At 71.9% G+C, this 23,485-nt stretch carries 29 protein-coding genes; 11 read left to right on the top strand and 18 right to left on the bottom strand.

Going from position 1 to position 23,485, the window contains the following annotated elements:
- Positions 1 to 48: 48 nt before the first annotated feature.
- Positions 49 to 282: a hypothetical protein gene (locus O7623_RS23640; RefSeq protein ID WP_282225190.1), complete on the top strand. Its 234-nt coding sequence runs from the start codon at positions 49 to 51 to the stop codon at positions 280 to 282.
- Positions 283 to 468: 186 nt separating this feature from the next.
- Here O7623_RS23640 and O7623_RS23635 read toward each other — a convergent pair whose 3' ends face one another.
- From O7623_RS23635 to O7623_RS23625, 3 genes are read right to left on the bottom strand one after another with little or no spacing between them, the layout of a single operon-like run.
- The gene (locus tag O7623_RS23635; protein ID WP_282225189.1) at positions 469 to 1,704 is read right to left on the bottom strand and encodes an ABC transporter permease; all 1,236 of its coding nucleotides are present in this window, start codon (positions 1,702 to 1,704) and stop codon (positions 469 to 471) included.
- The gene (locus tag O7623_RS23630) at positions 1,701 to 2,360 is read right to left on the bottom strand and encodes an ABC transporter ATP-binding protein (protein ID WP_282229526.1); all 660 of its coding nucleotides are present in this window, start codon (positions 2,358 to 2,360) and stop codon (positions 1,701 to 1,703) included. The genes O7623_RS23635 and O7623_RS23630 overlap by 4 nt, the downstream gene beginning before the upstream one ends.
- 32 nt (positions 2,361 to 2,392) lie before the next feature.
- The gene (locus tag O7623_RS23625) at positions 2,393 to 3,673 is read right to left on the bottom strand and encodes a hypothetical protein (protein WP_282225188.1); all 1,281 of its coding nucleotides are present in this window, start codon (positions 3,671 to 3,673) and stop codon (positions 2,393 to 2,395) included.
- Positions 3,674 to 3,771: 98 nt separating this feature from the next.
- On the opposite strand from O7623_RS23625, the gene O7623_RS23620 reads away from it, so the two are divergent.
- Positions 3,772 to 4,467, top strand: a complete 696-nt coding sequence (locus tag O7623_RS23620) for a response regulator transcription factor (RefSeq protein ID WP_282225187.1) — start codon at positions 3,772 to 3,774, stop codon at positions 4,465 to 4,467.
- Positions 4,460 to 6,394: a HAMP domain-containing sensor histidine kinase gene (locus tag O7623_RS23615; RefSeq protein ID WP_282225186.1), complete on the top strand. Its 1,935-nt coding sequence runs from the start codon at positions 4,460 to 4,462 to the stop codon at positions 6,392 to 6,394. The genes O7623_RS23620 and O7623_RS23615 overlap by 8 nt, the downstream gene beginning before the upstream one ends.
- Here the strand turns inward: O7623_RS23615 and O7623_RS23610 are convergent.
- From O7623_RS23610 to O7623_RS23600, 3 genes are all read right to left on the bottom strand, one after another.
- The gene (locus tag O7623_RS23610; RefSeq protein WP_282225185.1) at positions 6,381 to 7,016 is read right to left on the bottom strand and encodes a hypothetical protein; all 636 of its coding nucleotides are present in this window, start codon (positions 7,014 to 7,016) and stop codon (positions 6,381 to 6,383) included. The genes O7623_RS23615 and O7623_RS23610 overlap by 14 nt on opposite strands.
- Before the next feature lie 97 nt (positions 7,017 to 7,113).
- On the bottom strand, positions 7,114 to 7,752 hold the full coding sequence (locus O7623_RS23605) for a hypothetical protein (protein ID WP_282225184.1): 639 nt from the start codon (positions 7,750 to 7,752) through the stop codon (positions 7,114 to 7,116).
- A 44-nt stretch (positions 7,753 to 7,796) separates the two neighbouring features.
- Positions 7,797 to 8,759 carry an aldo/keto reductase gene (locus O7623_RS23600; protein ID WP_282225183.1) on the bottom strand — a complete coding sequence of 321 codons (963 nt, stop codon included), beginning with the start codon at positions 8,757 to 8,759 and terminating at the stop codon, positions 7,797 to 7,799.
- 54 nt (positions 8,760 to 8,813) lie between these two features.
- On the opposite strand from O7623_RS23600, the gene O7623_RS23595 reads away from it, so the two are divergent.
- From O7623_RS23595 to O7623_RS23580, 4 genes are all read left to right on the top strand, one after another.
- Positions 8,814 to 9,197, top strand: coding sequence for a MerR family transcriptional regulator (locus O7623_RS23595; RefSeq protein ID WP_282225182.1), 384 nt, complete (start codon positions 8,814 to 8,816; stop codon positions 9,195 to 9,197).
- 70 nt (positions 9,198 to 9,267) lie between these two features.
- Positions 9,268 to 9,804 carry a DUF6244 family protein gene (locus O7623_RS23590; RefSeq protein WP_282225181.1) on the top strand — a complete coding sequence of 179 codons (537 nt, stop codon included), beginning with the start codon at positions 9,268 to 9,270 and terminating at the stop codon, positions 9,802 to 9,804.
- A 163-nt stretch (positions 9,805 to 9,967) separates the two neighbouring features.
- A complete protein-coding gene (locus O7623_RS23585) occupies positions 9,968 to 10,240 on the top strand; it encodes a type II toxin-antitoxin system Phd/YefM family antitoxin (protein WP_348775171.1) in 273 nt (90 codons plus the stop codon).
- Positions 10,241 to 10,347: 107 nt separating this feature from the next.
- Positions 10,348 to 10,743, top strand: coding sequence for a DUF805 domain-containing protein (locus O7623_RS23580; RefSeq protein ID WP_282225179.1), 396 nt, complete (start codon positions 10,348 to 10,350; stop codon positions 10,741 to 10,743).
- Between the two features lie 102 nt (positions 10,744 to 10,845).
- Here the strand turns inward: O7623_RS23580 and O7623_RS23575 are convergent, their stop codons facing one another.
- Together O7623_RS23575 and O7623_RS23570 are read right to left on the bottom strand one after the other, a co-directional pair.
- Positions 10,846 to 11,046: a DUF397 domain-containing protein gene (locus O7623_RS23575; protein WP_282225178.1), complete on the bottom strand. Its 201-nt coding sequence runs from the start codon at positions 11,044 to 11,046 to the stop codon at positions 10,846 to 10,848.
- The gene (locus O7623_RS23570; RefSeq protein ID WP_282225177.1) at positions 11,043 to 11,915 is read right to left on the bottom strand and encodes a helix-turn-helix transcriptional regulator; all 873 of its coding nucleotides are present in this window, start codon (positions 11,913 to 11,915) and stop codon (positions 11,043 to 11,045) included. Before O7623_RS23570 ends, O7623_RS23575 begins: the two co-directional genes overlap by 4 nt.
- Before the next feature lie 369 nt (positions 11,916 to 12,284).
- Between O7623_RS23570 and O7623_RS23565 the strand changes: the two genes are divergently transcribed.
- Positions 12,285 to 12,452, top strand: coding sequence for a hypothetical protein (locus tag O7623_RS23565; RefSeq protein WP_282225176.1), 168 nt, complete (start codon positions 12,285 to 12,287; stop codon positions 12,450 to 12,452).
- A gap of 45 nt (positions 12,453 to 12,497) precedes the next feature.
- On the top strand, positions 12,498 to 12,920 hold the full coding sequence (locus O7623_RS23560) for a hypothetical protein (RefSeq protein ID WP_282225175.1): 423 nt from the start codon (positions 12,498 to 12,500) through the stop codon (positions 12,918 to 12,920).
- Between the two features lie 96 nt (positions 12,921 to 13,016).
- Here the strand turns inward: O7623_RS23560 and O7623_RS23555 are convergent, their stop codons facing one another.
- From O7623_RS23555 to O7623_RS23540, 4 genes are all read right to left on the bottom strand, one after another.
- Entirely contained in the window at positions 13,017 to 13,334 is a 318-nt protein-coding gene (locus O7623_RS23555; protein ID WP_282225174.1) for a type II toxin-antitoxin system PemK/MazF family toxin, read from the bottom strand.
- Complete coding sequence (locus O7623_RS23550) at positions 13,324 to 13,563, bottom strand: hypothetical protein (protein ID WP_282225173.1); 240 nt, start codon at positions 13,561 to 13,563, stop codon at positions 13,324 to 13,326. The genes O7623_RS23555 and O7623_RS23550 overlap by 11 nt, the downstream gene beginning before the upstream one ends.
- A 72-nt stretch (positions 13,564 to 13,635) precedes the next feature.
- Positions 13,636 to 14,919: a fumarylacetoacetase gene (fahA, locus tag O7623_RS23545; RefSeq protein WP_282225172.1), complete on the bottom strand. Its 1,284-nt coding sequence runs from the start codon at positions 14,917 to 14,919 to the stop codon at positions 13,636 to 13,638.
- Positions 14,916 to 15,773 carry a hypothetical protein gene (locus O7623_RS23540; RefSeq protein ID WP_282225171.1) on the bottom strand — a complete coding sequence of 286 codons (858 nt, stop codon included), beginning with the start codon at positions 15,771 to 15,773 and terminating at the stop codon, positions 14,916 to 14,918. Before O7623_RS23540 ends, fahA begins: the two co-directional genes overlap by 4 nt.
- Before the next feature lie 94 nt (positions 15,774 to 15,867).
- Between O7623_RS23540 and O7623_RS23535 the strand changes: the two genes are divergently transcribed.
- On the top strand, positions 15,868 to 17,037 hold the full coding sequence (locus tag O7623_RS23535) for a homogentisate 1,2-dioxygenase (protein WP_282225170.1): 1,170 nt from the start codon (positions 15,868 to 15,870) through the stop codon (positions 17,035 to 17,037).
- A 5-nt stretch (positions 17,038 to 17,042) separates the two neighbouring features.
- Here O7623_RS23535 and O7623_RS23530 read toward each other — a convergent pair whose 3' ends face one another.
- From O7623_RS23530 to O7623_RS23515, 4 genes are read right to left on the bottom strand one after another with little or no spacing between them, the layout of a single operon-like run.
- Positions 17,043 to 18,161, bottom strand: a complete 1,119-nt coding sequence (locus tag O7623_RS23530; protein ID WP_282225169.1) for a tetratricopeptide repeat protein — start codon at positions 18,159 to 18,161, stop codon at positions 17,043 to 17,045.
- 9 nt (positions 18,162 to 18,170) lie between these two features.
- Positions 18,171 to 18,656 carry a 2-C-methyl-D-erythritol 2,4-cyclodiphosphate synthase gene (gene ispF, locus O7623_RS23525; protein WP_282229525.1) on the bottom strand — a complete coding sequence of 162 codons (486 nt, stop codon included), beginning with the start codon at positions 18,654 to 18,656 and terminating at the stop codon, positions 18,171 to 18,173.
- Positions 18,657 to 18,708: 52 nt separating this feature from the next.
- On the bottom strand, positions 18,709 to 19,434 hold the full coding sequence (gene ispD / locus O7623_RS23520) for a 2-C-methyl-D-erythritol 4-phosphate cytidylyltransferase (RefSeq protein ID WP_282225168.1): 726 nt from the start codon (positions 19,432 to 19,434) through the stop codon (positions 18,709 to 18,711).
- A 53-nt stretch (positions 19,435 to 19,487) separates the two neighbouring features.
- Positions 19,488 to 19,973, bottom strand: coding sequence for a CarD family transcriptional regulator (locus O7623_RS23515; protein ID WP_282225167.1), 486 nt, complete (start codon positions 19,971 to 19,973; stop codon positions 19,488 to 19,490).
- Between the two features lie 328 nt (positions 19,974 to 20,301).
- Between O7623_RS23515 and O7623_RS23510 the strand changes: the two genes are divergently transcribed.
- Entirely contained in the window at positions 20,302 to 21,132 is an 831-nt protein-coding gene (locus O7623_RS23510) for a hypothetical protein (protein WP_282225166.1), read from the top strand.
- On the opposite strand, the gene O7623_RS23505 is transcribed toward O7623_RS23510, so the two are convergent.
- Positions 21,119 to 22,312 carry a type III polyketide synthase gene (locus O7623_RS23505; protein ID WP_282225165.1) on the bottom strand — a complete coding sequence of 398 codons (1,194 nt, stop codon included), beginning with the start codon at positions 22,310 to 22,312 and terminating at the stop codon, positions 21,119 to 21,121. The two genes, O7623_RS23510 and O7623_RS23505, sit on opposite strands and share 14 nt — an antisense overlap.
- On the bottom strand, positions 22,309 to 23,478 hold the full coding sequence (locus O7623_RS23500; protein WP_282229524.1) for an acyl-CoA dehydrogenase family protein: 1,170 nt from the start codon (positions 23,476 to 23,478) through the stop codon (positions 22,309 to 22,311). The genes O7623_RS23505 and O7623_RS23500 overlap by 4 nt, the downstream gene beginning before the upstream one ends.
- Positions 23,479 to 23,485: the final 7 nt, after the last annotated feature.

Genomic DNA, 23,485 nt, shown 5'->3' with positions numbered 1-23,485 from the left:
AGACAGGATCTTCTGTCAATGTTGCCGGGACGCGGTAGCGTGCCGGACATGCGACCGATCCGGCCGCTGCTTCAGTGCGGAGCGGTCGCCGGCGTCTTCGTCACCGACCCGGTCTCCGGCTACCCGCTGGCCACCGGGGTGCTCTTCGCCGCCGGATTCCTGCCGGCCGGTATCGGCTTCGCCCGCGCACTCGCCGTGACGCCGCCAGGTGCCACGACGTCACCCACTGTCACCTCGACACCGACAGGTAGGACTTTCAGCCGTTATTCCTCTGAGGAATAACTATTCCTCAGAGGAATAACGACTCGGCGCATTACCTGTCCTCCGCCCGGCGCTCTCCCTGCCAGTCGGCAGACCGCCGGCCAGGGCAGGACCGCCGGCCAGGGCAGGACCGCCGGCCAGGGCAGGACCACCGGCCAAGGCAGACCGCCGGTCAGGGCAGGACCACCGGCCAAGGCAGACCGCCGGTCAGGGTGCGCTCAGCGCCCGGGTCGGCGGCAGCCGGGCCGCCTGGAACGCCGGATAGCCGCCCGCCACGACCCCGACCAGCAACGCCCCGCCCAGCCCGGCGAGGGTCGCCCCCGGCGGCACCACCACCGGCCAGTCGTTGACCAGGGCGTAGCCGGCGGTGGCGAGCAGGCCGAGCACCGTACCGGCGAGGCCACCGAGCAGCGACATGGCCACCGATTCGGTGAGGAACTGCGCCCGGATCTGGCCCCGGCTGGCACCGAGCGCCCGGCGCAGCCCGATCTCCGCACGGCGTTCCAACACCGAGATCACCATCGTGTTCGCCACCCCGATCCCGCCGACCAGCAGCGCCACCCCGGCCAGGGCCAGGAACAGCGACGCAAAGCTGCTCTCGGTGGCGCGTTTGGCGGCCAGCGCGTCCGACGGCCGGGTCACCTGCACCGTGCTGGGCCGCTGCGGGTCGATGGTGGCCGGCAGCACCGCCCGGACCGCCTCGATCGACGGCTCGTGCGCCCGCAGGTAGATCACCGTCGGATGCCCGCCGAAGCCCAGCTTCGCCTCGGCGGCCGGCCAGCCGACCAACGCCGAACGGTCGATCTCGGGTGCCAGCGGCAGCGGCTCCAGGATGCCGATCACGGTGAACCACTCGTCGTCGATGCGTACCTGGGTCGGTGAGTCCGCCCGCCCCAGGTCGACGATGCCCAACCGGGTCGCGGCCACCGCACCGAGCACCACCGTCGGCAGACGTTCGGTGGCGGCGTCGAGGTAGCGGCCGGTCCGCAGCCGCGCGTCGAGGGTCTCCGGCAGGCTCGGCGCGCTGGCCAGCACGGTCAACCCGGAGCCGTCACGCGGGTCGACCCAGTCGGACCGGCGGATCACCGTGTTGGTGTTGGCGACCGCGCTGGTCGCGGTCACCGGGCCGATCCGGGCCACCATCGCCGGTGACTCGACCGGCAGCCGGGTGATCCCGTCGTCGCCGGGTCGGGCGGTCGCCTGCAGCAGGTTCACCCCGAGGGCGGACAGCTCGGCCAGCAGGGCCCGTTCGCTGGCCGCCGGAATCCCGGTGACCACGATCATCGTGGCGATGCCGATCGAGATGCCCAGTGCCGACAGCACCGCCCGCAGCCGGCGGGTACGGATGCCGACCAGGCCGAGCCGCAGCAGGTCCAGCGGGGCCAGCCGCACCGGACGGGGCAACTCCACCGGGGCCCGTCGGGGAGCATTCGCCGCGCTCATGACGCCGCCACCGGCTGCTGGCGGACGTCGCTGACCAGCCGGCCGTCGCGGATCTCCACCCGCCGCGGCAGCCGCGCCGCGATGTCCCGGTCGTGGGTGATCACCGCGATCGTGGTGCCGTCGGCGTTGAGCGCGGTGAGCAGGTCGAGTACGGCACCACCGGTCGCCGTGTCCAGCGCGCCGGTCGGTTCGTCGGCCAGCACCAGCGCCGGGTCGTTGACCAGCGCGCGCGCGATCGCCACCCGCTGGCGTTCCCCACCGGACAGCTGCCGGGGCAGGTGACCGAGCCGGTGGGCGAGCCCGACCCGGGCCAGAGCCTCGGCGGCCAGGTGCCGGCGGCGCCGGCGCGGTACGCCGGCGTACAGCAGCCCGGTGGCGACGTTCTCGGCAGCGGTCAGCCCGTCACTGAGGTGGAACTGCTGGAAGACGAAGCCGAGCCAGCGCCCGCGCAACGCCGACAGTTGCCGGTCGGACAAGCTGGTCACATCGTGGCCGCCGAGCCGGACCGTGCCGGTGGTGGGGCGGTCCAACGTACCCATGATGTTGAGCAACGTGGACTTGCCGGAGCCGGACGGGCCGACGATGGCGACCAGTTCGCCGGCGTGGATGTCGAGGTCGACGTCGGTCAGCGCGGCCACTCCACCGGGGTAGCTCATCCCGGCCCCGACGACCGACAGCACCGCGACGCTCACGAGGTCGTCACCACCGTCATGCCCTCGTCGAGGCCGGCCCCGGTGACCTCGACCATGCCGCGGGTGAACAGGCCGGTCTCCACGGCGATCAGGGTGCCGTCGGTGAACTGGACCGCGTACCCGCCCTCGGCGAGGGCCAGCAGCGCACCGACCGGTACGGCGAGGACCTGCTCGCGTACCTCGGTGTGGAACTGCACCCGGACCGGCGCGGACTCCAGCGCGGCGACCACCGCCGGGTCGTCGGGCACGACGCTGAGGTTCAGCTGCGGAGCCTGCCCCGGCTGGCCCTCGGGATCGGTGACGACGGTGCCGACGGCGGTGATCGTGCCGGGGACGGTCGTGCCGTCGGGCAGGGTGATCGACACCGGAGCTTTGGGCGCCATCCCGCTCGCCTCGCCGACTCCCACCCGTACCGTAATGATCTTGTCTGTCGGGGTGACCGACATGAGGTCCGTCGCGGCGCTGTCGCCGGCCAGCGCGGCGACCGCGTCGACCCGGACCTTTCCCGGCAGTACGGCGACCTCGCCGGGGCGCAGCGTGCCGGTCTCCGGTGCGTCGCGGTCGCGCTGCCAGCGTCGGATCGCCGAGATCAGGTCCGGGGTGAGGACCGCGTCGCCGGTACGGACGGTGACCACGCCGCCGGCCGGGGTCGGCTGCCGACCGGAGTCGGGAGCCTGGGTCGGGGCCGGCGACTGCGTCTTGTCCGGCGACTGCGTCGGGGCCGGCGTCTGGCCCGGATCCGCATCCTGGTCCGCGTCGGCATCCGCATCCTGGTCCGGGACCGAGACGGTCGTGCCGACCGGCGGCTGCCAACCGATCTGGTAGCCCAGCGCCGTCAGGTTGTCGGCGACGACCCGTACGTCGCGGCCGACCAGGTTGGGCGTGTCGAGGGTACGGAACAACGGCGTACCGCCGTAGAACAGCAGCACCGGCTGGTCGTCCACCCGGTACAGCTGCTCGCCGCGCCCGACGACGGTGCCCTGCTCGGGCAGCCAGGTCAGCACCCCGTCGGTGCCCCGGACCGGCCGGGCCGCGCCGTAGCCGAGGGTGCCGTCCAGCTCCCGACTGTCCGAGATGTCCATCCGGACCACCTCGGTGGTCGCCACCCAGACCGGGTCGTCGGTCGCCGACGCCTCGGCGTCGGCATCCCGGCCGGGCCAGCCCCAGCCGGTGATGGTCGATGCCGCCACCAACCCGGCCACCGGCATCACGACGAGCAGTCCGTACGTCAGGGGCCGCCGCCAACGACGGCCCGCGACCCGCAGGGAGAACACCATGCCGACCAGCGTCGACAACGATTGTGAGGATCTTGTCAGACCGTGCGGGTGCGGTTTCCCACGGCTGGGTCGGCCCGGCGGCGCAGTATGGTTCGGCGGTGGTTGCCCATGTGCTGATCGCCGAGGACGACCGACGGCAGGCCGAGGTGCTGCGTCGCTATCTCGAATCCGAGGGTCACCGGACCACTGTGGTCCACGACGGCCGCGACGCGCTCGACCGGGCCCGTCGGCTGCGCCCGCACCTGCTGGTGCTCGACGTGATGATGCCCGGCCTGGACGGGCTGAACGTCTGCCGGATCCTGCGCCGCGAATCCGACCTGCTGGTGCTGATGCTCACCGCCCGTGCCGACGAGGACGACATGCTGCGCGGGCTGGACCTGGGCGCCGACGACTACCTGACCAAGCCGTACTCGCCGCGGGAGCTGGTGGCCCGGGTCCGGACGCTGCTGCGCCGCGTCGACCGGCTGCCGACCACGATCGACGGGGTACGGCGGGTCGGTGCGCTCGCCGTCGACCCGGCCCGTCGCGAGGTCACCGTCGACGGGCGGCCGGTCGTGTGCACCCCGGGTGAGTTCGCCATCCTGGCCGCCATGGCGCAACAGCCGGAACGCGCCTTCACCCGGGCGCAACTGCTGGAGCACACCCGGGGCGTGGAGCGGGACTCGACCGAGCGGGCCATCGACACCCACATGGTGAACCTACGCCGCAAGATCGAACCGAACGTACGCCGCCCGGCGTACCTGATGACGGTGTACGGCGTCGGCTACAAACTCCGCGACCCCGACAATGGCTGAGTCCGGGACCGGCGGCGCCTCGGCGGCCGGCGGTGCCCGGGTGCCGCTGCGGCACAGTCTGGTGCTGCGGCTGCTCGCCGCGTCGGTGCTGGTGACGGTCTGCGCGGTCGTCGCCACCGCCTGGCTGACGGTGGAGTCGACGACCCGGGCGATCGAACAGGAACAGGGCAGGTCCCTCGCCGACGACGTCAGCGTCTACGACACCTTGATCACCTACGCGGTCGAGCACCGCGACTGGTCGGCTGTCGCCCCGACCGTCGACGAACTGGCGGCCCGCACCGACCGCAGGATCGTGCTGCTCGACCCGGTGACCCGCGACCCGATCGCCGAGTCGGCACCCGGGCCGTCGCTGCGCGACGCCCGGCCGTCGGCCACCGTCGACCCGCTCGACCTCGACCCGGCGTTGGCCGGGACCGCCGCGACGGTCACCAGCCCGGTGGCGAACGTCGGCGCGACGGCCGCCGGTCAGGAGTCACGCATCGACGCCCGCGTGGTCGGACCGTACCGACCCACCGACGACGAACGGGCGATGCTGCGCGAGGTCGCCGAGGAGTACCTCACCTGTCTCGGCCGCAGCGACGACACCGCCCGCATCGTCGAGCTGCCCAGCGGCCGACCGACCGTCGAGATCGTCTCCTCGGGTGAGCCTGGGCCGTCGCCCGCCGTCGAGGGGCTCGAAGCTGTGCCCTTCCCCAGTGACGGCAGGTGCGTCGAGCCGGACGTGCTGCACGAGCCGACGCGCGGGGAGATCGGCCCCTTCGAGGAACTGCTCGACCTCACCAGGAACTGTCTGAGCCCGGTGGTCGATCAGATCGACCTGACGATCACGGCTGAGTTGACCGTCGGGGTCGTCCGCGCGCTGCCGCGCGTACCGTCGGTGGCGCAGCTGCGGGCCTGCGTGGAGGAGAGCCGACGCAGCCAGCTACGACCGTACGTCGCTCCGCCCGTCCTGCTGTTCGTCACCGACCCGACGGCCGCCGGGCCCGAACCGACGACCGTCAACCTCTCCACCGGCAACCTGCTGCGGATCGCCGGCGTCGCCGGCCTGGTCCTGCTGCTCACCGTCGCGGTCACCGTCGGCGTCGGGAGGCGCCTGGTCCGGCCGCTGCGGGCGTTGACCGAGGCGGCCCGTGCGCCGGTCGACCGGCAGCACCGGGTGCCGGTCACCACCCGCGACGAGATCGGCTACCTCGCCACCGCCCTCAACGACCTGGCGCAGCGGCGGGACCAGCTGGAACAGCAGCGCCGGGCGATGGTCAGCGACGTCGCGCACGAGCTGCGTACCCCGTTGACGAACATTCGGGCCTGGTTGGAGGCCGCCCAGGACGGGCTGGCCCCGGTGGATCCGCGTACCCTCACGCTGCTGACCGAGGAAGCGACCCTGTTGCAGCACGTCATCGACGATCTGCGGGATCTGGCCGCCGCCGACGCCGGGACCTTCACCCTGCATCCGGAGCCGACGTTCGTCGGCGACGTGCTCACCCAGGTCGTCGAGGCCAACCAGGGTGCCGCGACCGCCGCCGGGGTCGCCCTGCGGCTGGCGGTCCACGGCGACCCGGAGGTCGTCCTCGATCCGGTACGGCTGCGCCAGCTCGTCGGCAACCTGGTCGGCAACGCGGTCCGACACACGCCGGCCGGCGGGTCGGTGACCGTCGACTGCGCGGTACGCGGCGACGACTGGCTGACCATCGAGGTGGTCGACACCGGGGTCGGGATCGCCGCCGACGACCTGCCGAAACTGTTCGACCGGTTCTGGCGGGCGGACGCCTCCCGCAGCCGGTCCACCGGCGGCAGCGGGCTGGGTCTGCCGATCGCCCGGCAGCTGGCCCGCGCCCACGGCGGGGAGATCACCGTGGCGAGCGAGCCGGGCCGGGGCACGCACGTCACCGTACGCATCCCGGCCCGGACACCGGTCAGCCCTCGATGAACGCCTCCGCCTCGCATTCCTCGATCTCGTCGCCGGGCGGCAGACCGTCTTTGAGCATCAGGTTGTCGCCCTCGGCGTAGGCGTCGATCCCCCGGTCCTGCAGGCACTTCACCCACACCTGCAGCTTGTCCCGGTACGTCGGGTCGAGCCGCTGGGACCGCTCGGACAGGTGCTCAGGTTCCAGTACGGCACATCTTTCAACGGCCTTCCGCACCGCGACCTCCTCCTCCGGGCTCTTGGGTGGGCTGGTGGGTGTCGGCGAATCGCCGCTGCCGCCGACGACCCTGCCGCTCTGGGTCAGCCCGTTGTCCTCCAGGCACTTCCAGTAGACGTCGTAGATACGATCCACCTCCTCCGGGGAGGTGTCGGGACGGATCAGCGGACGTTCCGCCTGCGGCGACGGCGACGCGTCCGGTGCCGTGCTGCCCACGATCGAGGCGACCCCGCCGTCACCGGCCGAGCCTTGGGCACCGGTCGCCGTACCGCCGGTCGCCGGGTCCTTTCCCCCGCCGCCGCAGGCGGCCAGCAGCCCGCACGCCGCCACGGCCAGCGCGGCAACCAGCGGAGTGGACCGACGAACGGACCGGCGGCCGGACCGACGGGGGTGTCGAAATGTCGTCATGCGAACGAGATTGCCGACCGACCATCAGGAACCTGTCAGCGCCGGACCTTCCTTGCACCACTGACATCCTCTCCCGTTCTGAAGGGCGGAGCACCGGTCAGCCCTCGATGAACGCCTCCGCCTCACATTCCTCGATCTCGTTGCCGGGCGGCAGCCCGTCGTTGAGCATCAGGTTGTCGCCGTCGGCGTAGGCGTCGACCCCCTTGTCCTGCAGGCACGTCACCCACACCTGCAGCTTGTCCCGGTACGTCGGGTCGAGCCGCATGGACCGTTCCCACAGCTCCTCGGGCTCCAGCGCGGCACACGCCTCGGCCGCCTTCCGCGCTGCGGCTTGATCCTCCGCGCTTTCCGGGGGGCCAGCGACCGGCGGGGCGTCGTCGCCGCCGTTCTCCGGCGCCCGGACGCCCTTGGGCAGGCCATTGGCCTCCAGGCACTGTAGGTAGACGGCGTAGAGCCGATCCTCTTCCTCCCGCGAGGTGTCGGGACGGATCAGCGGACGTTCCGCCTGCGGCGACGGCGACGCGTCCGGTGCCGTGCTGCCCACGATCGAGGCGACCCCGCCGTCACCGGCCGAGCCTTGGGCACCGGTCGCCGTACCGCCGGTCGCCGGGTCCTTTCCCCCGCCGCCGCAGGCGGCCAGCAGCCCGCACGCCGCCACGGCCAGCGCGGCAACCAGCGGAGTGGACCGACGAACGGACCGGCGGCCGGACCGACGGGGGTGTCGAAATGTCGTCATGCGAACGAGATTGCCGACCAACCATCAGGAACCTGTCAGCACCGTCAGCCGGCCACATTCAGGTGTGCGAGATGCTCGTCGGTGAGCTCCAGTGAGACGCCGTCGAGCGCCGCGTCCAACTGGTACGGCTTGCTGCCGCCCAGTATCGGGCGGATGCCCTGCGCCACCAGCCAGGCAAGCACCACCTGGCCACGGGACGCGCCGGTGGTCCGGGCGACGTCGTCGAGTGCCGCGAGCCGCCGCGCGCTGCCCGGGTGGTCGTACACCGGCGGGATCGGCTTGGCCGGGTCGTCGTAGGCACCGGACAGCAGCGGGGTGTACGCCCACACCTCCATCCGGTACGCCTCGGCGATGTCCCGCTGCTCGTCGCTGAGCAGGCCGAACGGATGGACCACTCCCTCGGGCAGCGTGCCGGGGCGGGCCCGCAGATAGGTGGCGTTCAGCTGCAGGGCGTCGATCGGCCGGGTACCGGTGGCGGCCGCGTGGGCGCGGGCCCGTTCGATCCGCCAGGCCGGGTGGTTGGACGCGCCGACCCGGCGTACGGCACCGGAGGCGACCAGTGCGGCGACCGCGTCGACGGTCTCCTCGATCGGGGTGGCCCGGTCCTCCTGGTGCAGCCAGAGCAGGTCGACGCTCGCCACGCCCAGCCGGTCCAGGCTGCCGGCGAAGGCGTCGGCGACGGCGCGGCGGCTCAGCCCGGCCCGCACGCGCGGCCACGAACCGGCCCACAGCGGCTCGGCCCCGACCTTGGTCGCGATGCGCACCTTGTCCCGTACGCCGGGGCGGGCGGCGAGCCACCGTCCGATGACCCGCTCGCTGTCACCGCCCCGGCCGTCCTGGCTGGCCCAGAACGCGTAGCAGTCAGCGGTGTCGATCCACTCGCCGCCACGTTCGACGAATCGGTCGAGCAGGGCGAACGAGGTCTCCTCGTCGATGCGGGTGCCGAACATCATCGCGCCCAGAACCAGCGGCGAGGCCGGTGCGCAGGTGCTCTTCTCGTACGTCATGAGTCCACCCTGCGACCTGGAGTGCGCTCCAGGTCAAGCGGTACTGTCGGCGGAATGACGGCCTACTCACCTGCCGAGGCGGCGGCCCGGTCCGGCTTCTCGATCGACACCCTGCGCTACTACGAGCGGGAAGGCATTCTGTCGCCGGTCGCCCGCACCGCCGGCGGGCGCCGCGTCTACAGCGACGACGACCTGAGCATGCTCGACTTCCTGCGCTGCCTGCGGGACACCGGGATGCCGATCGAACGGCTACGCCGCTACGGCGAGCTGTGCCGTGACCCGCAGACCGTTCCGGAGCGGATCGCGCTGCTGCGCGAACACGCGGATGCGGTCGAGCAGCAGATCGAACAGCTGCACCGCTGGCGGGCCCGGCTCGGCGAGAAGCTCGCCTGGTACCACGACCAGGCTTCGGCGGACACGACCGCAACCCACGGCTAGTCTGCCGGCTTTTCCGCCGACCACCCCGCACCATGGAAAAAGCAGGTCAAACGGGGTGAGGAGCACGACGATGGCGGCAGCACCGGTGGATGGCGTCGGCAGGGACCTGCGGGCGATGCGGGCGGGCATCGAACAGGCACGGACGGCCGCCGCGTCGGCCCAGCACGAGGCCGAGCGGGTCGCCGGTCAGGCGGCGGCCGGCGGCTTCAGCGGCATCGTGGCCGGCATGATCCAGGTACGCAACGCGCTGAAGGAGCTGCAGGCCGGTCTTGCCGGGGTCACCGGCGCCCTCGACGAGACGACGGCGACCGTGGTCCCGGTGCCCCGGGAAGCATCACCGGCCGAGGTGCTGGCCACCCTCGGCCGGGCCGGCGACAAGCTCCGGACCGTCCACGACGGCATCGGCGCGGCCACCGCCAAGGCGGACGAGGTGGCGACGTTGGTGGCCCGGGTGCTGGCCGGCGGCGACCCGGCCCGGCTGCTCGGCGCGCTCGGCACCGTCAAGGAGACCTTGGCGGCGGTACGGCAACAGGCCGGCAGCGTCGACGAGTCGCTGACCGCTGCCGCCACCACCGCCCGCCGCGTCGGCACGAACCCGGGCAGCTGACCCTCTACCGCCGTCTTCCGCTGGTTCCCCTGCGCCCAACTAGTGGCTAATGATGTGATTTGTGCTGTTCGGCGAGGGTCTGCGGTCGCCCGCCGCGCTGCCAGGTGTGCTCGCAACTCAGCGGGCGGTAGTCGATGTTCGCCCGGTTGCCAGAATGACCTTCATGGAGACCATTCCGATCTCGGAAGCCAAAGCCCGGATCGCCGAACTCGCCGACAGGGTCGCCCGGGAACACGACCACTTCACCATCACCCGCAACGGCCGCGCCGACGTCATGCTGATCTCGGTAGCCGAGTACGAGTCGATGCGGGAAACACTCGACCTGATCTCCGATGGCGACGCCCTCGCGGATCTCCGCCAGTCCCGGGAGGACTTCGCAGCGGGCGACACGTTCGCAATGGACGAGGTCCTCGGTGAGTTGAAGCGCCGTTCGTAGAAGCGCCGGTCTCACGGGCACCGTACGCTCAGGCAGGCAAGATCCAGTTGCGACAGTCTCCTACCCTGAGTGCCACGCACCGCCCCGCTTGAGACGCTGGAGGCGTCATGAACTTCACCGCCGCAGTTCGCTCTGTGCTCACCCAGTACGTCGGGTTCAGCGGGCGGGCCCGCCGCTCCGAGTACTGGTGGTTCTTCCTCTTCTCCTTCCTCGTCAGCATCGTGACCTCGGTCCTGGACACCGCCCTGGGCACCAACTTCGAGGACTCCACCAACGGCGTCATCGGCCTGATCGTCAGCCTGGCGCTGTTGCTGCCGTCGTTGGCGGTCGCCGTACGCCGGCTGCACGACACCGACCGGTCCGGCTGGTGGATCCTGATCGGGCTGATCCCGATCATCGGCTGGATCGTCCTGCTGGTGTTCTACGTGCAGAACGGCACGGCCGGCCCGAACCGCTTCGGCCCCGACCCCAAGGACGTCGCCGGGTTCGGCCCAGCCGTCTGACGCCTGCGGCAGCGACACCCGCGTGAGGCTGGGACACCCAACGGCACGCTCGTTGGGTATCCCAGCCTCACATCGTGTGGGGCCGTTGCCGGTGCCGAGCGGTCAGGCGGTGAGCGTGCCGCCCTTGGTAGCGGCGATGAAGGCGGACCAGCTCGCCGGGGCGATCACCAGCACCGGGCCGACCGGGTCCTTGGAGTCCCGTACGCCGACCACGCCGCCGAGCCCGTCGGCCACCTCGACACAGTGGCCCTGATCGTTGGAGCGGCTGCTCTTGCGCCAGGTGGCGGTGGAGAGGTCGATCATGACTCGTACTCCTTTGCGGTCCGGGCGAGGAGGTCACGTGTCGCGGCCTGGCCCAGCGCGGCGGCGGTCAGGTCATCGAAAGCCATCGTATAGCGCTCGGCCTCGTCGGGGCGGTCGAGATAGAGGGCGCCGGTGAGGCCTTCGACGTAGACGGTGGTCGGCTCCAGCTCGGCCGGGAAGTCGAGCATGACGAAGCCGCCGGTGAAGGTTCCACCGTGGATGCCGGCGCTGAACGGGATCAGCCGGATCGAGACGTTCGGCAGCTCACTCGCCTCGGCAAGGCGACGAAGCTGGGCCGCCATGATCGCCCCGGAGCCGACCGGGCGACGGGTCACCGCCTCGTCCATCACGATGTCGAACCGGGGCAGGATCGGCTCCATCCGGGTGAGCAGCCGGGCGCGCTGCAGCCGCACCGCCACCCGCTGCTCGATGATCTCCGGCGACAGGCGTAGCGGGCTGCGGGCGAAGACCGCCGTCGCGTACTCCCGGGTCTGAAGGGTGCCGGAGATGACGCCCGTGTGGTACTCGCGGAGGTGGGAGGCGGCCTCCTCCAGGCCGATGAACAGCTCGAACCAGGACGGGATGCTGGCGTAGTCGTGCCACCAGCCCTTCTCCTTGGTCTTCGGGGCCAGCGCGGTCAGCGCCTCGATGGTCGGCAGGTCCGCGCCGTACAGCTCGCAGAGCAGCACCACGTCCTCGGCGCGGATCGGCACCTCGCCCCGCTCCATCCGCAACAGCTTGGTCGCCGACCAGTCCAGCTCGCGGGCCGCCGTGGTCTGCGGGACCCGGGCCAGCCGCTCCCGCAGCCGACGCAGCTCCCGACCGAGCTGGCGTCGCGGGACCGACGAGTTCAACAGGGCCGAGGACATTGGTGCCACCTCCTGGAATTGATCACACCCGGGCTGATCATGCACGTCTGGCAGGTCGACTTCTGGTCGACCGAGGTCTATACAACTGGCTGGCCATATCTCTATCACAGGGCCCCGACAGTGTTGCGGTGGCGCGGATTGGCCGACAGACTCGTCTTCGTTCGGGAACGAGATCGAAGCGCCGCAAATCGGCGCGGACCTTTCGTCGACGAATACGACCTGACCGATCGGTGGGCGGCAAACCATCCGAACGGCCAGGGACGTTTCTCCCCAATCAGGCGTGGCGGCCGGCACGGCGCCCCCGAGCCGTACGGCCGCCACGCCGCCCGAACTTTTCCCAGCTCACCGCCGTTACAGGAGGTGGAAGAGATGTCCGACGTCGGTTTCGCGATCGCGATGGCCAGCGCCACGCTGGTCGGCTTCCTCGCCGGCCTGCTCAGTTTCAAGGTCAAGAGCCGGTGGTGCCCCGAGTGCGGGGCGATGACCTACCCACGGCCACCGGACGGCCATAATATGCAGATCAGCAACGGCAGTTGACTTGCAATTTCCACCACAACCGACAACGCGCCAATGCGAGGGATCATGCCGTACCGCAATGACAAGCCGGACCGATTCACCAGGCCGCCGCTACCGGCAAAGCTGATCAACGAACGGCCCACTCCCGACCGACCGCCGCTGCCGAAACGGGTGCCGGGTGACACCGATGTCGACGCCGACCCCCGCTTCCACCTGGTCGGCGCGCGAGGCGTCGCCCCGGCGCCACCCGACAACCCGGTGACGGTGGCGCAGCTCGCCAAGCGGATGGCGCAGCGGCACATGCCGGACCGGATGGCCGGCTGCCGGCACTGCGGGCGTACGTACTGCGATCTGTTCCTGGAGGCGCTCGCGGTGCTGGACCGGCGCGACCAGGCCGCCGCCCGCCAGATCCGGGCCGTCCTGCAGTACGCCGGCCTCACCCCACCGGCCAGCGATGACGACGACGACTCAGCACACCCCGCCTCATGATCGCCGCGATCTTGCGGTTATCGTGAGACAAAGTGGACAAATCTTCTCGATAAGCGCAAGATCGTCGCGATCATGGGGGGTAAGGGGCTCGTCCGGTCAGAGAATGTCGAGTACGGCTCGTAGCAGGCGATTGACCTCCACCATCTCGGCGGGGCTCAGTCGTCCGACACGCTCGCCAATGGCTTTCTCGGTGTCGACGGCACGCAGTTGGTCCAGCATGAGCCGGGTCGACTCACCACGCACAGTCACCTCAGGACGGAACACATACGGGTGTGCCGACGTGGAGGTCGGAGCAACTACCGTCGTCGACAGGTGCAGCTCGTCGGACTGCACCACCACGGCGTACCGGCGGCCTTGTTGTTCGTGACCTATCGCGTCACGGGGAGCGCGGAGCCGGTAGACGTCACCACGCACTGAGCTCGTCCAACTCCGCCTGGACCCGGCGAACCTCAGCGAGGTCGTCGACGTTGCCGCGCGCGTGCTCCGCGTCCGCCCGCATTCTCGCCTTCAACGCGTGGTCGGCATGTTCGTCGAGGAGCCGCGTGATGACATCGTCGATCGACGCGTCTCCGAACTCCTGTGCACGGGTCCGCATCAGCCGGTCGCGGGTGGCAGCGCTGACCCTGATCGTCGTTGTCGCCATGGAGGTAGTCTACCCACTAGTCTACATATCGTCTACTAAACGATCTACCTAGTCGGCTACCACGCCGGCCGGTCAGGAGGCGGGCAGGACGGTGCCGGTGACCTCGCCCAGGCCGATGGTCGTGCCGGCCGGGCCGGGAGCGGTGGCGGTGATGGTCACCGTGTCGCCGTCGTCGAGGAAGGTGCGCAGCGAGCCGTCGTCGAGGGTGACCGGCTCGGTGCCGCCCCAGGTCAGCTCCAGGAACGAGCCGACCTGGTCGCGCCGGTCCCCGGAGACGGTGCCGGAGGCGTAGAGGTCGCCGGTGCGCAGCGCCGCGCCGTTGACGGTCAGGTGCGCCAACTGCTGCGCCGGCGTCCAGTACATGCCGGCGAACGGCGGCTCGCTGACCTTGGTGCCGTTCCACTCGACGACGATCGACAGGTCCAGGCCGCGCCGCGACGATTCAGCGAGATACGGCAACACCGGTGGATCCTGCGGCGGGGCCGGCACCCAGGCGTGCTCCAGTGCCTCCAGCGGCACGATCCACGGGCTGACCGAGGTGGCGAACGACTTGCCGAGGAACGGACCCAGCGGCTGGTACTCCCAGGCCTGGATGTCGCGGGCCGACCAGTCGTTGACCAGGGTGACGCCGAAGACGTGGTCGGCGAACCGCTCCGTCGGCACCCGGTCGCCGAGCCGGGTCGGCACCCCGACGACGAAACCGACCTCGGCTTCGATGTCGAGCCGGCCCGACGGGCCGAAGACCGGGCCGGCGGAGCTGCGCCGCTGCCCGCAGGGGCGCACGATCGGCGTACCGGAGACGACGACCGTGCCGGCCCGCCCGTGGTAGCCGATCGGCAGGTGCCGCCAGTTCGGAGTGAGCAGCGGCTGGCCGGGGCGGAAGATCTGCCCGACGTTGCTGGCGTGCTGCTCGGAGGAGTAGAAGTCGACGTAGTCACCGACGGTGAACGGCATGACCAGGTCGACCTGCGCCAACGGGACCAGCAGCGGCTCGACCGCCGCCCGGTGCTCCGACTCGGTGAGCAGCTCGACGATCCGCCGCCGGACGGTGGTCCACTGTGCCCGGCCGAGGGCCAGGAAGGCGTCGAGGGTCGGCTGGCACAGGGCGCCGCCAGCGAGGATCAGGTCGGCATCCTCCGCGCCGCGCAGGTCGAGCACGAAATCCCCGATCCGTACGCCGAGCCGCTGCTCGCCGCCAGGCGAGCCGCCGCCAGGCGAGCCGCCGCCAGGCGAGCCGCCGCCAGGCGAGCCGCCGCCAGGCGAGCCGGCCCCGCCGCTGTGGCGGAAAGCACCGTACGGCAGGGTCTGCACCCCGTACGGTGAACCGTCGGCACCCGGCACCCAGCAGGTCGTCACGCGAATCCTCCGTTGATCAGCCCCAGCCGGACCAGGTCGGTCAGCGGGTCGGTGATGCTGCAGGACCCGAAACCTACCCACAGCGGCCGGTCGGCGCGCCCGCGCGTGCGGGCCGGCTCGATCAGCCGCGCCGCGTCGGTGGTGGCGAGCAGCTCGGCGACCTCGGCCACCTCGGCACCCTCGGCGGCGGTGATCGTGGCGGCGAGGACGTTGAGGAAGCCGTGGTGGGTGAAGCCGGTCTCCGGGTCGGTGTCCCGGATGGCGTGGTGCAGCCCGGCGGTCAGCTTGAACGGCAACGCGCGGTCCCGGCAGGCGCAGATCACGGCGGCCAGCTCGACCGGGGTGGGGAACAGTTCGGCGGCCAGCCCGCCGGTGCGGAACTTGGCGGCCACGTCGACGCCGCCGGCCCGCGCCTCGGCGAGGGTGTCCAGGGCGGCGAGCAGCCCCCAGGTCAGCGGCACCTCGGCGTACCCGCTGATCTTGGGCCAACCGGCGAGGGCCGCCAGCAGCGCGCGGAGGCCGGGTTGCGGGTCCTCGCCGCGTTTGGCGACGGCGACCTCGACCTGGCGCAGCCGCAGCCGGTCGGCGGGCAGCGCGTCGACGGCGGCCGGCAGGGCGGCGAGCCCGGTGTCGCCGATGAGGCCGATCTCCAGCTCCTCGCCGGGTCCGAGCAGCCGCCGGGCCGCGTCGATCTCGGAGGCGGGCAGCAGGAACGGGCCGACCAGGTTGGCGTACCAGGCGGTGCGGTGGCCACGGTGCGCGGTGATCGCGTCGGGCAGGTCGGCGCTGCCCGGCGGGAAGACGGCGGCGTCGTCGACGAGGCCGGCGAAGATCCTGGGTACCTGCATTGACACGCCTTTGAACCTAGTGGATTCTACGATTAACGGACAACAGCGTCCGACTATCGGACGCTTTCGCCCGGTCAACGGGGAGATACGGAGGGTAATGATGCCCTACTACCGCAGCGTTGGCGAGATCCCCCGCAAGCGCCACACCCAGTTCCGCCAACCCGACGGCAGCCTGTACGCCGAGGAACTGATGGGCCAGGAAGGCTTCTCCGCCGACTCGTCCCTGCTCTACCACCGGCACCTGCCCACCGCGATCGTCGCCGCCGAGGCCTACGCGCCCCCGCCGACCCGACGGCTGCCGAACCACCCGCTCACGCCACGGCACCTGCGTACCCACAAGCTCGACTCCGGACACACCGACGCCGTCCTCGGCCGGCAACCGCTGCTCGCCAACGACGACGTACGGATCTGCTACGTCGTCGCCGACCAGCCGTCCCCGCTGTACCGCAACGCCACCGGCGACGAGTGCCTGTACGTCGAGTCCGGCGCCGCCCGGGTGGAGACCAGCTTCGGGGTGCTCGGTGTCACCTCCGGTGACTACGTGATCATCCCGACCTCGGTGGTGCACCGGATCGTGCCCGTCGACGACGTACCACTGCGACTGCTCACCATCGAGGCGACCGGCCACATCGGAGCGCCCAAGCGGTACCTGTCGCAGCGCGGCCAGTTCCTGGAGCACTCGCCGTACTGTGAGCGGGACATCCGTGGACCCGGCCAGCCGCTGCTGGTCGACGGCACCGACGTCGAGGTGTACGTGCGGCACCGGCAGGGCTGGACCCGGCACGTCTATGCCCACCACCCGTTCGACGTGGTCGGCTGGGACGGCCACCTCTACCCGTGGGCGTTGAGCATCTACGACTTCGAGCCGATCACCGGCCGGCTGCACCAGCCGCCACCGGTGCACCAGACCTTCGCCGGCCCGAACTTCGTGATCTGCTCGTTCGTGCCCCGCAAGGTCGACTACCACCCGCAGGCCGTCCCGGTGCCGTACAATCACCACAACGTCGACTCCGACGAGATGCTGTTCTACACCGGCGGCAACTACGAGGCGCGACGCGGCTCCGGCATCGAACAGGGCTCGATCTCGCTGCACCCGGCGGGATTCACCCACGGGCCGCAACCCGGGGCCGTCGAACGCTCACTCGGTGCCGAGTACTTCGACGAACTCGCCGTCATGGTCGACACCTTCCGACCGCTGGACCTCTGCGACGCCGCCCTGACCGTCGAGGACAGCGGGTACGCCTGGACCTGGGCGGGCAACGCCCGCTGAGCCGACTACCGTTGGTCCGGCGGCCGACCGGTGGCCGAGCGCAACACCATGAACTGGGCGAACGCGGCGGCACCGATCGCCGACACCAGCAGCCACGGCGAGGCGATCGCCGCGTAGCAGAAGATCAGCACCGGGGCGGCGCCCACCGCGTACACGGCCGTCGCCAGGCGGCGGTCCAACAGCTGCGACAGCACCTCGCTGATCCGGCCCGGCACCCGCCGGGCCAGCAACCAGACCAGCACCACCCCGCCGATCGCCGAGAACATCGCCCAGCCGCGCGACGCGGTGCTGCCCGCCAGGCAGGCCACGGTCACCGCCGCGACCATGCTGTAGCCGGCACCGATCAGCACCAGCCGGCGCAGTTCCTCGTCGACCGTGCGCGGCTGCCGCTGCCCCGGATCCGGTGGTGGCGGCGGGGCCATCATGGTCGCCTGCTCGGCGAGGATCGCCAGCTCGGCGGCGTACCGGCGCTGCTCCAGGCCGATCACCCCGACGTCGTGCTGCGCCTCACCGATCAGCGGGTCCAGCCGCAGCGCCTCGCCGTACGCCCGGTGCGCCAGGTCGAACAGTTCCAGCCGGGCACCGACCAGGCCGAGCACCAGGTGCGCCTGGGCGTCCTGCGGGGCCAGCCCCACCCCGCGCCAGGCCGCGTTCAGTGCCGGCTGGCCGTTGCGTGAGCCGGCCAGGATCGCCGCTCCGCTGCGCTGGGCGTACGCGTCGTCGGGGTACGTGGCCAGCAGGTCGGTGGCGACCCGGGCCGCCTCGGCGAACCGGCGCAGGTCGATCAGCGCCAGTCCGCGTACCACCTGCAGGGCGATCCGGTCCGCGACGTCGAGCCCGGCGGCGGGGTCGGTCGGTGGCTCGGCGGCCGCCGCCGACCACGGACTCGGCACGTCTCCGGTGGTCGACCCGTCGACCGCGGCGAGGGCCTGTTCCGGGCGGTCGGCGGCCAACTGCACCCGGGCCAGCATGATCCGGGCGGCGACGCTGTCCGGGTCGAGCGCGGTCGCGAACCCGATCTCGGCGGCGGCTTCGTCGTAGCGGCCGAGGTCGGCCAGCAGCCCGGCCCGTTGCAGGTAGCCGTGGACGTCGGTGGGCGGCTCGGGGGCAGACTCGCTCGACACCTGTCGAGCCTATCCGGGCGGCGCGAGCGGATAGACGAGCGCGACCGCCAGGCCGGCCAGCCCTTCGCCCCGGCCGGTCAGCCCGAGCCCGTCGGTGGTGGTGCCGGAGACGGTGACCGGGGCACCGGCGGCGGCGCTGAGCGCCTGCTGCGCCTCGGTGCGGCGGGGACCGATCTTCGGCCGTACGCCGATCACCTGGATCGACACGTTGCCGATGACGAACCCGGCGGCGACCACCCGGCGGGCCGCCTCGGCGAGCAGGTCGACCCCGGCGGCCCCGGCCCACTGCGGCTGGTCGACGCCGAAGTTGGCACCCAGGTCACCGAGGCCGGCGGCGGAGAAGAGCGCGTCGCAGGCGGCGTGCGCGGCGACGTCGCCGTCGGAGTGCCCGGCCAGGCCGGTCTCGCCCGGCCAGTGCAGGCCGGCGACCCAGCAGGGGCGGTCGGCGGCGAAGGCGTGCACGTCGGTGCCGACCCCGACCCGGGGAACGATCATCGCGCGGGTTCCGTCGGACGGGACGATCATGACGGCTCGGTCCGAAGGACGATCATGACGGCAGGGTACGGGGTGCCGGTTCGGTGGCGAGCAGGTGCTCGGCGATCACCAGGTCGAACGGGCGGGTGATCTTCAGCGCCCGCTCCGAGCCGGGCACGCAGACGACCGGTACGCCGAGTTTCTCCACCAGCCCGGCGTCGTCGGTGTGCGGGTCGGCGGCGTCGGCGTGCGCGGCGGCCAGCACGTCCCGGCGGAACCCCTGCGGGGTCTGTACGGCCCGCAGCGTCGACCGGTCGACGGTGGCCAGGACGGTCTCGTCGGCGTCCACCGACTTGATCGTGTCGACGACAGGGAGCACCGGGACGACGGCCGGGGCACCGGCCCGGACCGCGGCGGCGACCGAGTCGATCAGGTCGGGTGGGGTGAGTGCCCGGGCCGCGTCGTGCACCAGGACGATCTGCGGGCCGGCCGGTACGGCGGCCAGCGCGGCGGCCACCGAGGCCTGCCGGTGCGCCCCGCCCGGCACGACGATCAGCGGTAGCCCGGCGGCGGCCGGGGTGAGCAGGTCGCGCACGGCGTCGACGTCGGCCGGTGGGGCGGCGACCACGATCACCGCGACCGAGGCGGCGTCGGCGAGCCGGTGGACCGCGTGCACCAGCAGCGGTACGCCGCCGAGCAGGCGCAGAGCCTTCGGCGCGCCGGGCCCGAGGCGTACCCCGGCACCGGCAGCCGGAACGAGGACCGCGACGTCACCGCGCTGCTGGAGATGCGCGGTCACGTCGCGGTCCTCGTTTTCGGGAGCAACAGACGATCTATGGGTGGAGAGCTGCCTTACGCGTCGGTGAGCACCTTGTCGAGGAGGTTCTCCGCCTCGTCCTTGGTGCTCTTCTCCGCAAGCGCGACCTCGCCGACCAGGATGTCCCGGGCCTTGGCGAGCATGCGCTTCTCGCCTGCGGACAGCCCCCGCTCCCGCTCCCGACGCCAGAGGTCACGAACGACCTCGGCGACCTTGAGCGGGTTTCCGGACGCCAACTTCTCGAGGTTCGCCTTGTACCGCCGCGACCAGTTGGTCGGCTCCTCGGTGTGTGGCGCGCGAAGCACATCGAAGACCTTGCCCAAGCCTTCTTCGCCAACCACTTCACGCACACCGACGATCTCGGCGTTCTCGGCGGGAACTCGCACCGTCAGGTCACCCTGCGCAACCCTGAGGACGAGGTACTGCTTCTCCTCGCCCTTGATGACACGAGTCTCGATTGCCTCGATGAGTGCGGCCCCGTGGTGGGGGTAAACAACGGTCTCGCCGACACTGAAAACCATAGGTTCGAAGCCCCTTTCGCTGTGTCTAGGGTAACACGCTCAGGCACCGATGTCCCGTCGTACTCATAGCCGTAAGCGCAGGTCAGAGGGGCTGTGAGAGGTCTTTCTCCGGCTTGACACGCAGCCGCCGGCAAGCTTCGACCACCGTGAGTAACCGGACGATCAGCAGGCAGCTAACCCGCCCGGTGGCCGGACGAGGCGCGTTTCGACCCCTCTCATCCTATCCGTCACCCTCATCTTTTACCTGGCTCTGGCGTAACCAGGTCCGGTGCGAGACCCTGATAGTTGGACCCCGATCGACCTCACGGGCGAGCGGGCTGGGGGTGCTGTGGGCAGGACAGGCAACGGCGATGGGTGGTCTGACGGCGCGGGAGCGCCCGACGACCTGCCGCAGATCCCTGCCGACTGGGGCCCGATCGTCGTACCCGACGATCCCGCCGCGCTCGCCGCCGAGGCCGAGCTCGTCCGCCGGGAGCTGCGCCGCACCCGCCGCCGCGACCGCTGGCACCGCCGGCTGGGGCTGCGCTCCGACCAGGTCGGACACCGACCGCACGAGATCGCCGCGCTCCGCCTGCCGCTGACCATCATGCTGGTCGCCGTACTCGCCGCCATGGTGAGCCTGTTCATCGTCGCCTGGACCGACCGGCCGCCGCCGTCGCCGGGCCAGTCGGCCGAGCCGTCGGTGGCACCGTCGGCGGCGGCGGGTTCGGCCACCCTGCCCGCCGGGCCGCTGCCCGCGCTCGACCTGATCGACCCCGCCGGCCGCCCGGTCGCCCTGCACGCCCTGCTACCAGCGGTGATCCTGCTGGTCGACAGCTGCGACTGCGCAGATCAGGTCGCCGCCGCCCGAGGCGCCGCCCCGGCCGGGGTGTCGGTCGTCGCCGTCACCGACCGCCCCGACCCTGCGGCGGGCACCGACGGCAACGCGGCGACGCCCGCCACCGACGGCAGCGATCCGCTGCCCGCCACCGAACCGGCCGTGCACCGCCTGGCCGACCCGACCGGCGAGATCCGCGACTTCGTCGACGTCACCCCGGTCGCCGACACCGCCACCGTCCTGCTCGTGGCGCGCGGCGGCGACGTCGTCCGGCTCGTGCCGGCCGCCCGCACCACCGAGACGTACCGCGCCGACCTGGCCGGGCTGGTCAGTCAGCGGTGAGCAGGCCGGCGTAGAGCGTCAGCCCCGGACCGAACGCCAGCATCACCACCCGGCCCGGCGGCCGTGGTGCCCGCCGCAGCCGGTCCAGGATCAGCAGTACGGTCGGCGACGAACAGTTGCCGTACTCCGCCAGGGTCTCCCGGGACGCCGCCATCGCCTCGTCCGGCAACGCCAGCTCCCGCTGCACCACGCTCAGGATGCGCGGACCACCCGGATGCACCGCCCAACCGTCGACCTGGGCCACCGACAGCCCGTGCCGGGCCAGCAGGTCGGCCACCAGCGCCCGGACGTGCAGCGACAACACCTGCGGCACCCGGGGTGACAGGCCCATCCGGAACCCGAGATCGGTCACCTCCCAGGTCATGTGGTCGGCCGTCGCGGTGTCCGTCGCCGCCACGATCTCCCGTACGACGTAGTCACCGGACCGTGGGACGTAGTCACCGGACCGTGGGACGTCGCCGGACCGTACGGCATCGTCGCCGGACCGGCGCGGACCGGGCGGGATGCCGCCCGCGCCGGTCGGCCTCGGCCCGGTCGGCGCCAGCACCACCGCCGCCGCCGCGTCCGAGAACAGGGCGTGCGCCACGATCTGCTGGGTGTCGGTACGGCGGCCCGGCGGCTGGATGTGCAGGCTGGTCAACTCGGCGCACAGCAGCACCGCCGGCCGGCCCCGCGCGGTGACGAAGTCCGCCGCCGCGCCCAGCCCCGGCAGCGCCGCGTAGCAGCCCATGTGCCCGACGAACAGCCGCTGGGTCGCCGGTGACATCCCGAGATCCCGGGCCAGCAGGATGTCCAGGCCCGGTGTGGCGTACCCGGTGCAGGAACAGACCACGAACAGCCCGATGTCGCCGGCCGACACCCCCGACCCGGTCAACGCCTGCGCCACCGCCTCCTTGCCCAGCGGCAACGCCTCGACCTGGTAGCGACGCATCCGGCGCTCCGTCGGCCAGTCCGCCACGTCTTCCAGCAGCGGACTCACCGCCGCCTGCCGGGTCCGTACCCCCGAATTGGCGAAGATCCGCGCGGCCAACGCCCGGGCGGCACCGCTGTAGCGGGCGGCGAAGAAGTCCCGCCACAGCTCGTCCTGGGTCGCCGACGGCGGCAACGCCAGCCCCAGCCCGACCACCGCCGCCGACCGGTGCGTCGTCTCGCCCACCGCCGGCCCCACCGAGGCGGTCACCACCGGGGCGCCGATCCGTCGCGGTCCGGATCCCCGCCGAGGGCGGCCACCCCCAGCCAGTCCGCGCAGACGTCCGACGTCGGCGGATGCAGGGCACCGCAGCGGGCGTCGCGGAACAGCCGCTCCACCGGATGACCCCGGCGGGTCGCCCCGGTGCCGGCCGCCTCCACCATCGACGACGCCACCTCGGCCGCCGTGGCACCGGCCACCAGCTTGGCCCGCCACACCCACTGGTTGGTCTGCGGATCCCCCGGCGCGGCGTCCACCCGGCGGGCCGCCTCCCGTACGGTCAGCCACGCCGACTCCGCAGCCGCGTCCGCCCGACCGATCCGGGCCCGCACCGCCGGCAGCCCGGTCAGGCCACGGTCGGTCAGGTGCGCCACCGCCGCGTCCACCGCCGCCCGCGCCACCCCGGCGTACACCGCCGCATAGCTGGCGACCATCCAGTGTGGCATCAACTGGGCCACCACCAGCGCCAACCCTTCGACCCCGCCGAGCAGGGCGGACGCCGGCACGGTGACGTCCAGGTGCAGATCGTGCGAGCAGGTCGCCCGCATCCCCAGCGAATCCCAGGTCTGCTCCACCCGCAGCCCCGGGGTGTCCGCCGGCACCAGGAACTGCGACACCGTCGCCGGATCGTCGGCGTGCCGGGCCGCCACCAGGTACCCGCCGGCGTGCCCGGCACCGGAGCAGAACGCCTTGGCACCCTTGATCTGAAACCCGCCACCGGGCACCGGGTGGTACACCGTCGACAGTTGGGACAGCCGGGACCCGGCACCCCGTTCGCTCATCGCCACCGCGTACCAGGTGCCGGCGGCGGCGGCCGCGAGCAGCCGGTCCCGGGCGGCCAGCGCCTCGTCCGGCAGCCCGAGCGCCTCGGCGAGGTTGTCGTCGACCGCACTCAGCGCCCCGGTCACCGACACGTGCATGTTGAACACCAGCGCCGTCGCCCCGTTGCCCCGGGCCAGCTCGTACGCCACCTCGGCGTAGTCGGCGAACCCGGCACCCAGGCCGCCCATGCGCTCCGGGACCAGCAGCCCGAACAGGCCCTCCTGGCGCAGGTCGGCGAAGTCCGCCACCGGGAAACTCCCGGCCCGGTCGTGCTCACCCGCCCGCGCGGCGAACCTCGGCACCAACCGCCGCGCCGCCGCCAATGCGTCGCCCACCATTGCT

Source organism: Solwaraspora sp. WMMD791, from assembly GCF_029581195.1.
GTDB lineage: Bacteria > Actinomycetota > Actinomycetes > Mycobacteriales > Micromonosporaceae > Micromonospora_E.
The sequence above is the reverse complement of the archived record's forward strand: the minus strand, read 5'-3'. Positions and strand labels throughout refer to the sequence as shown.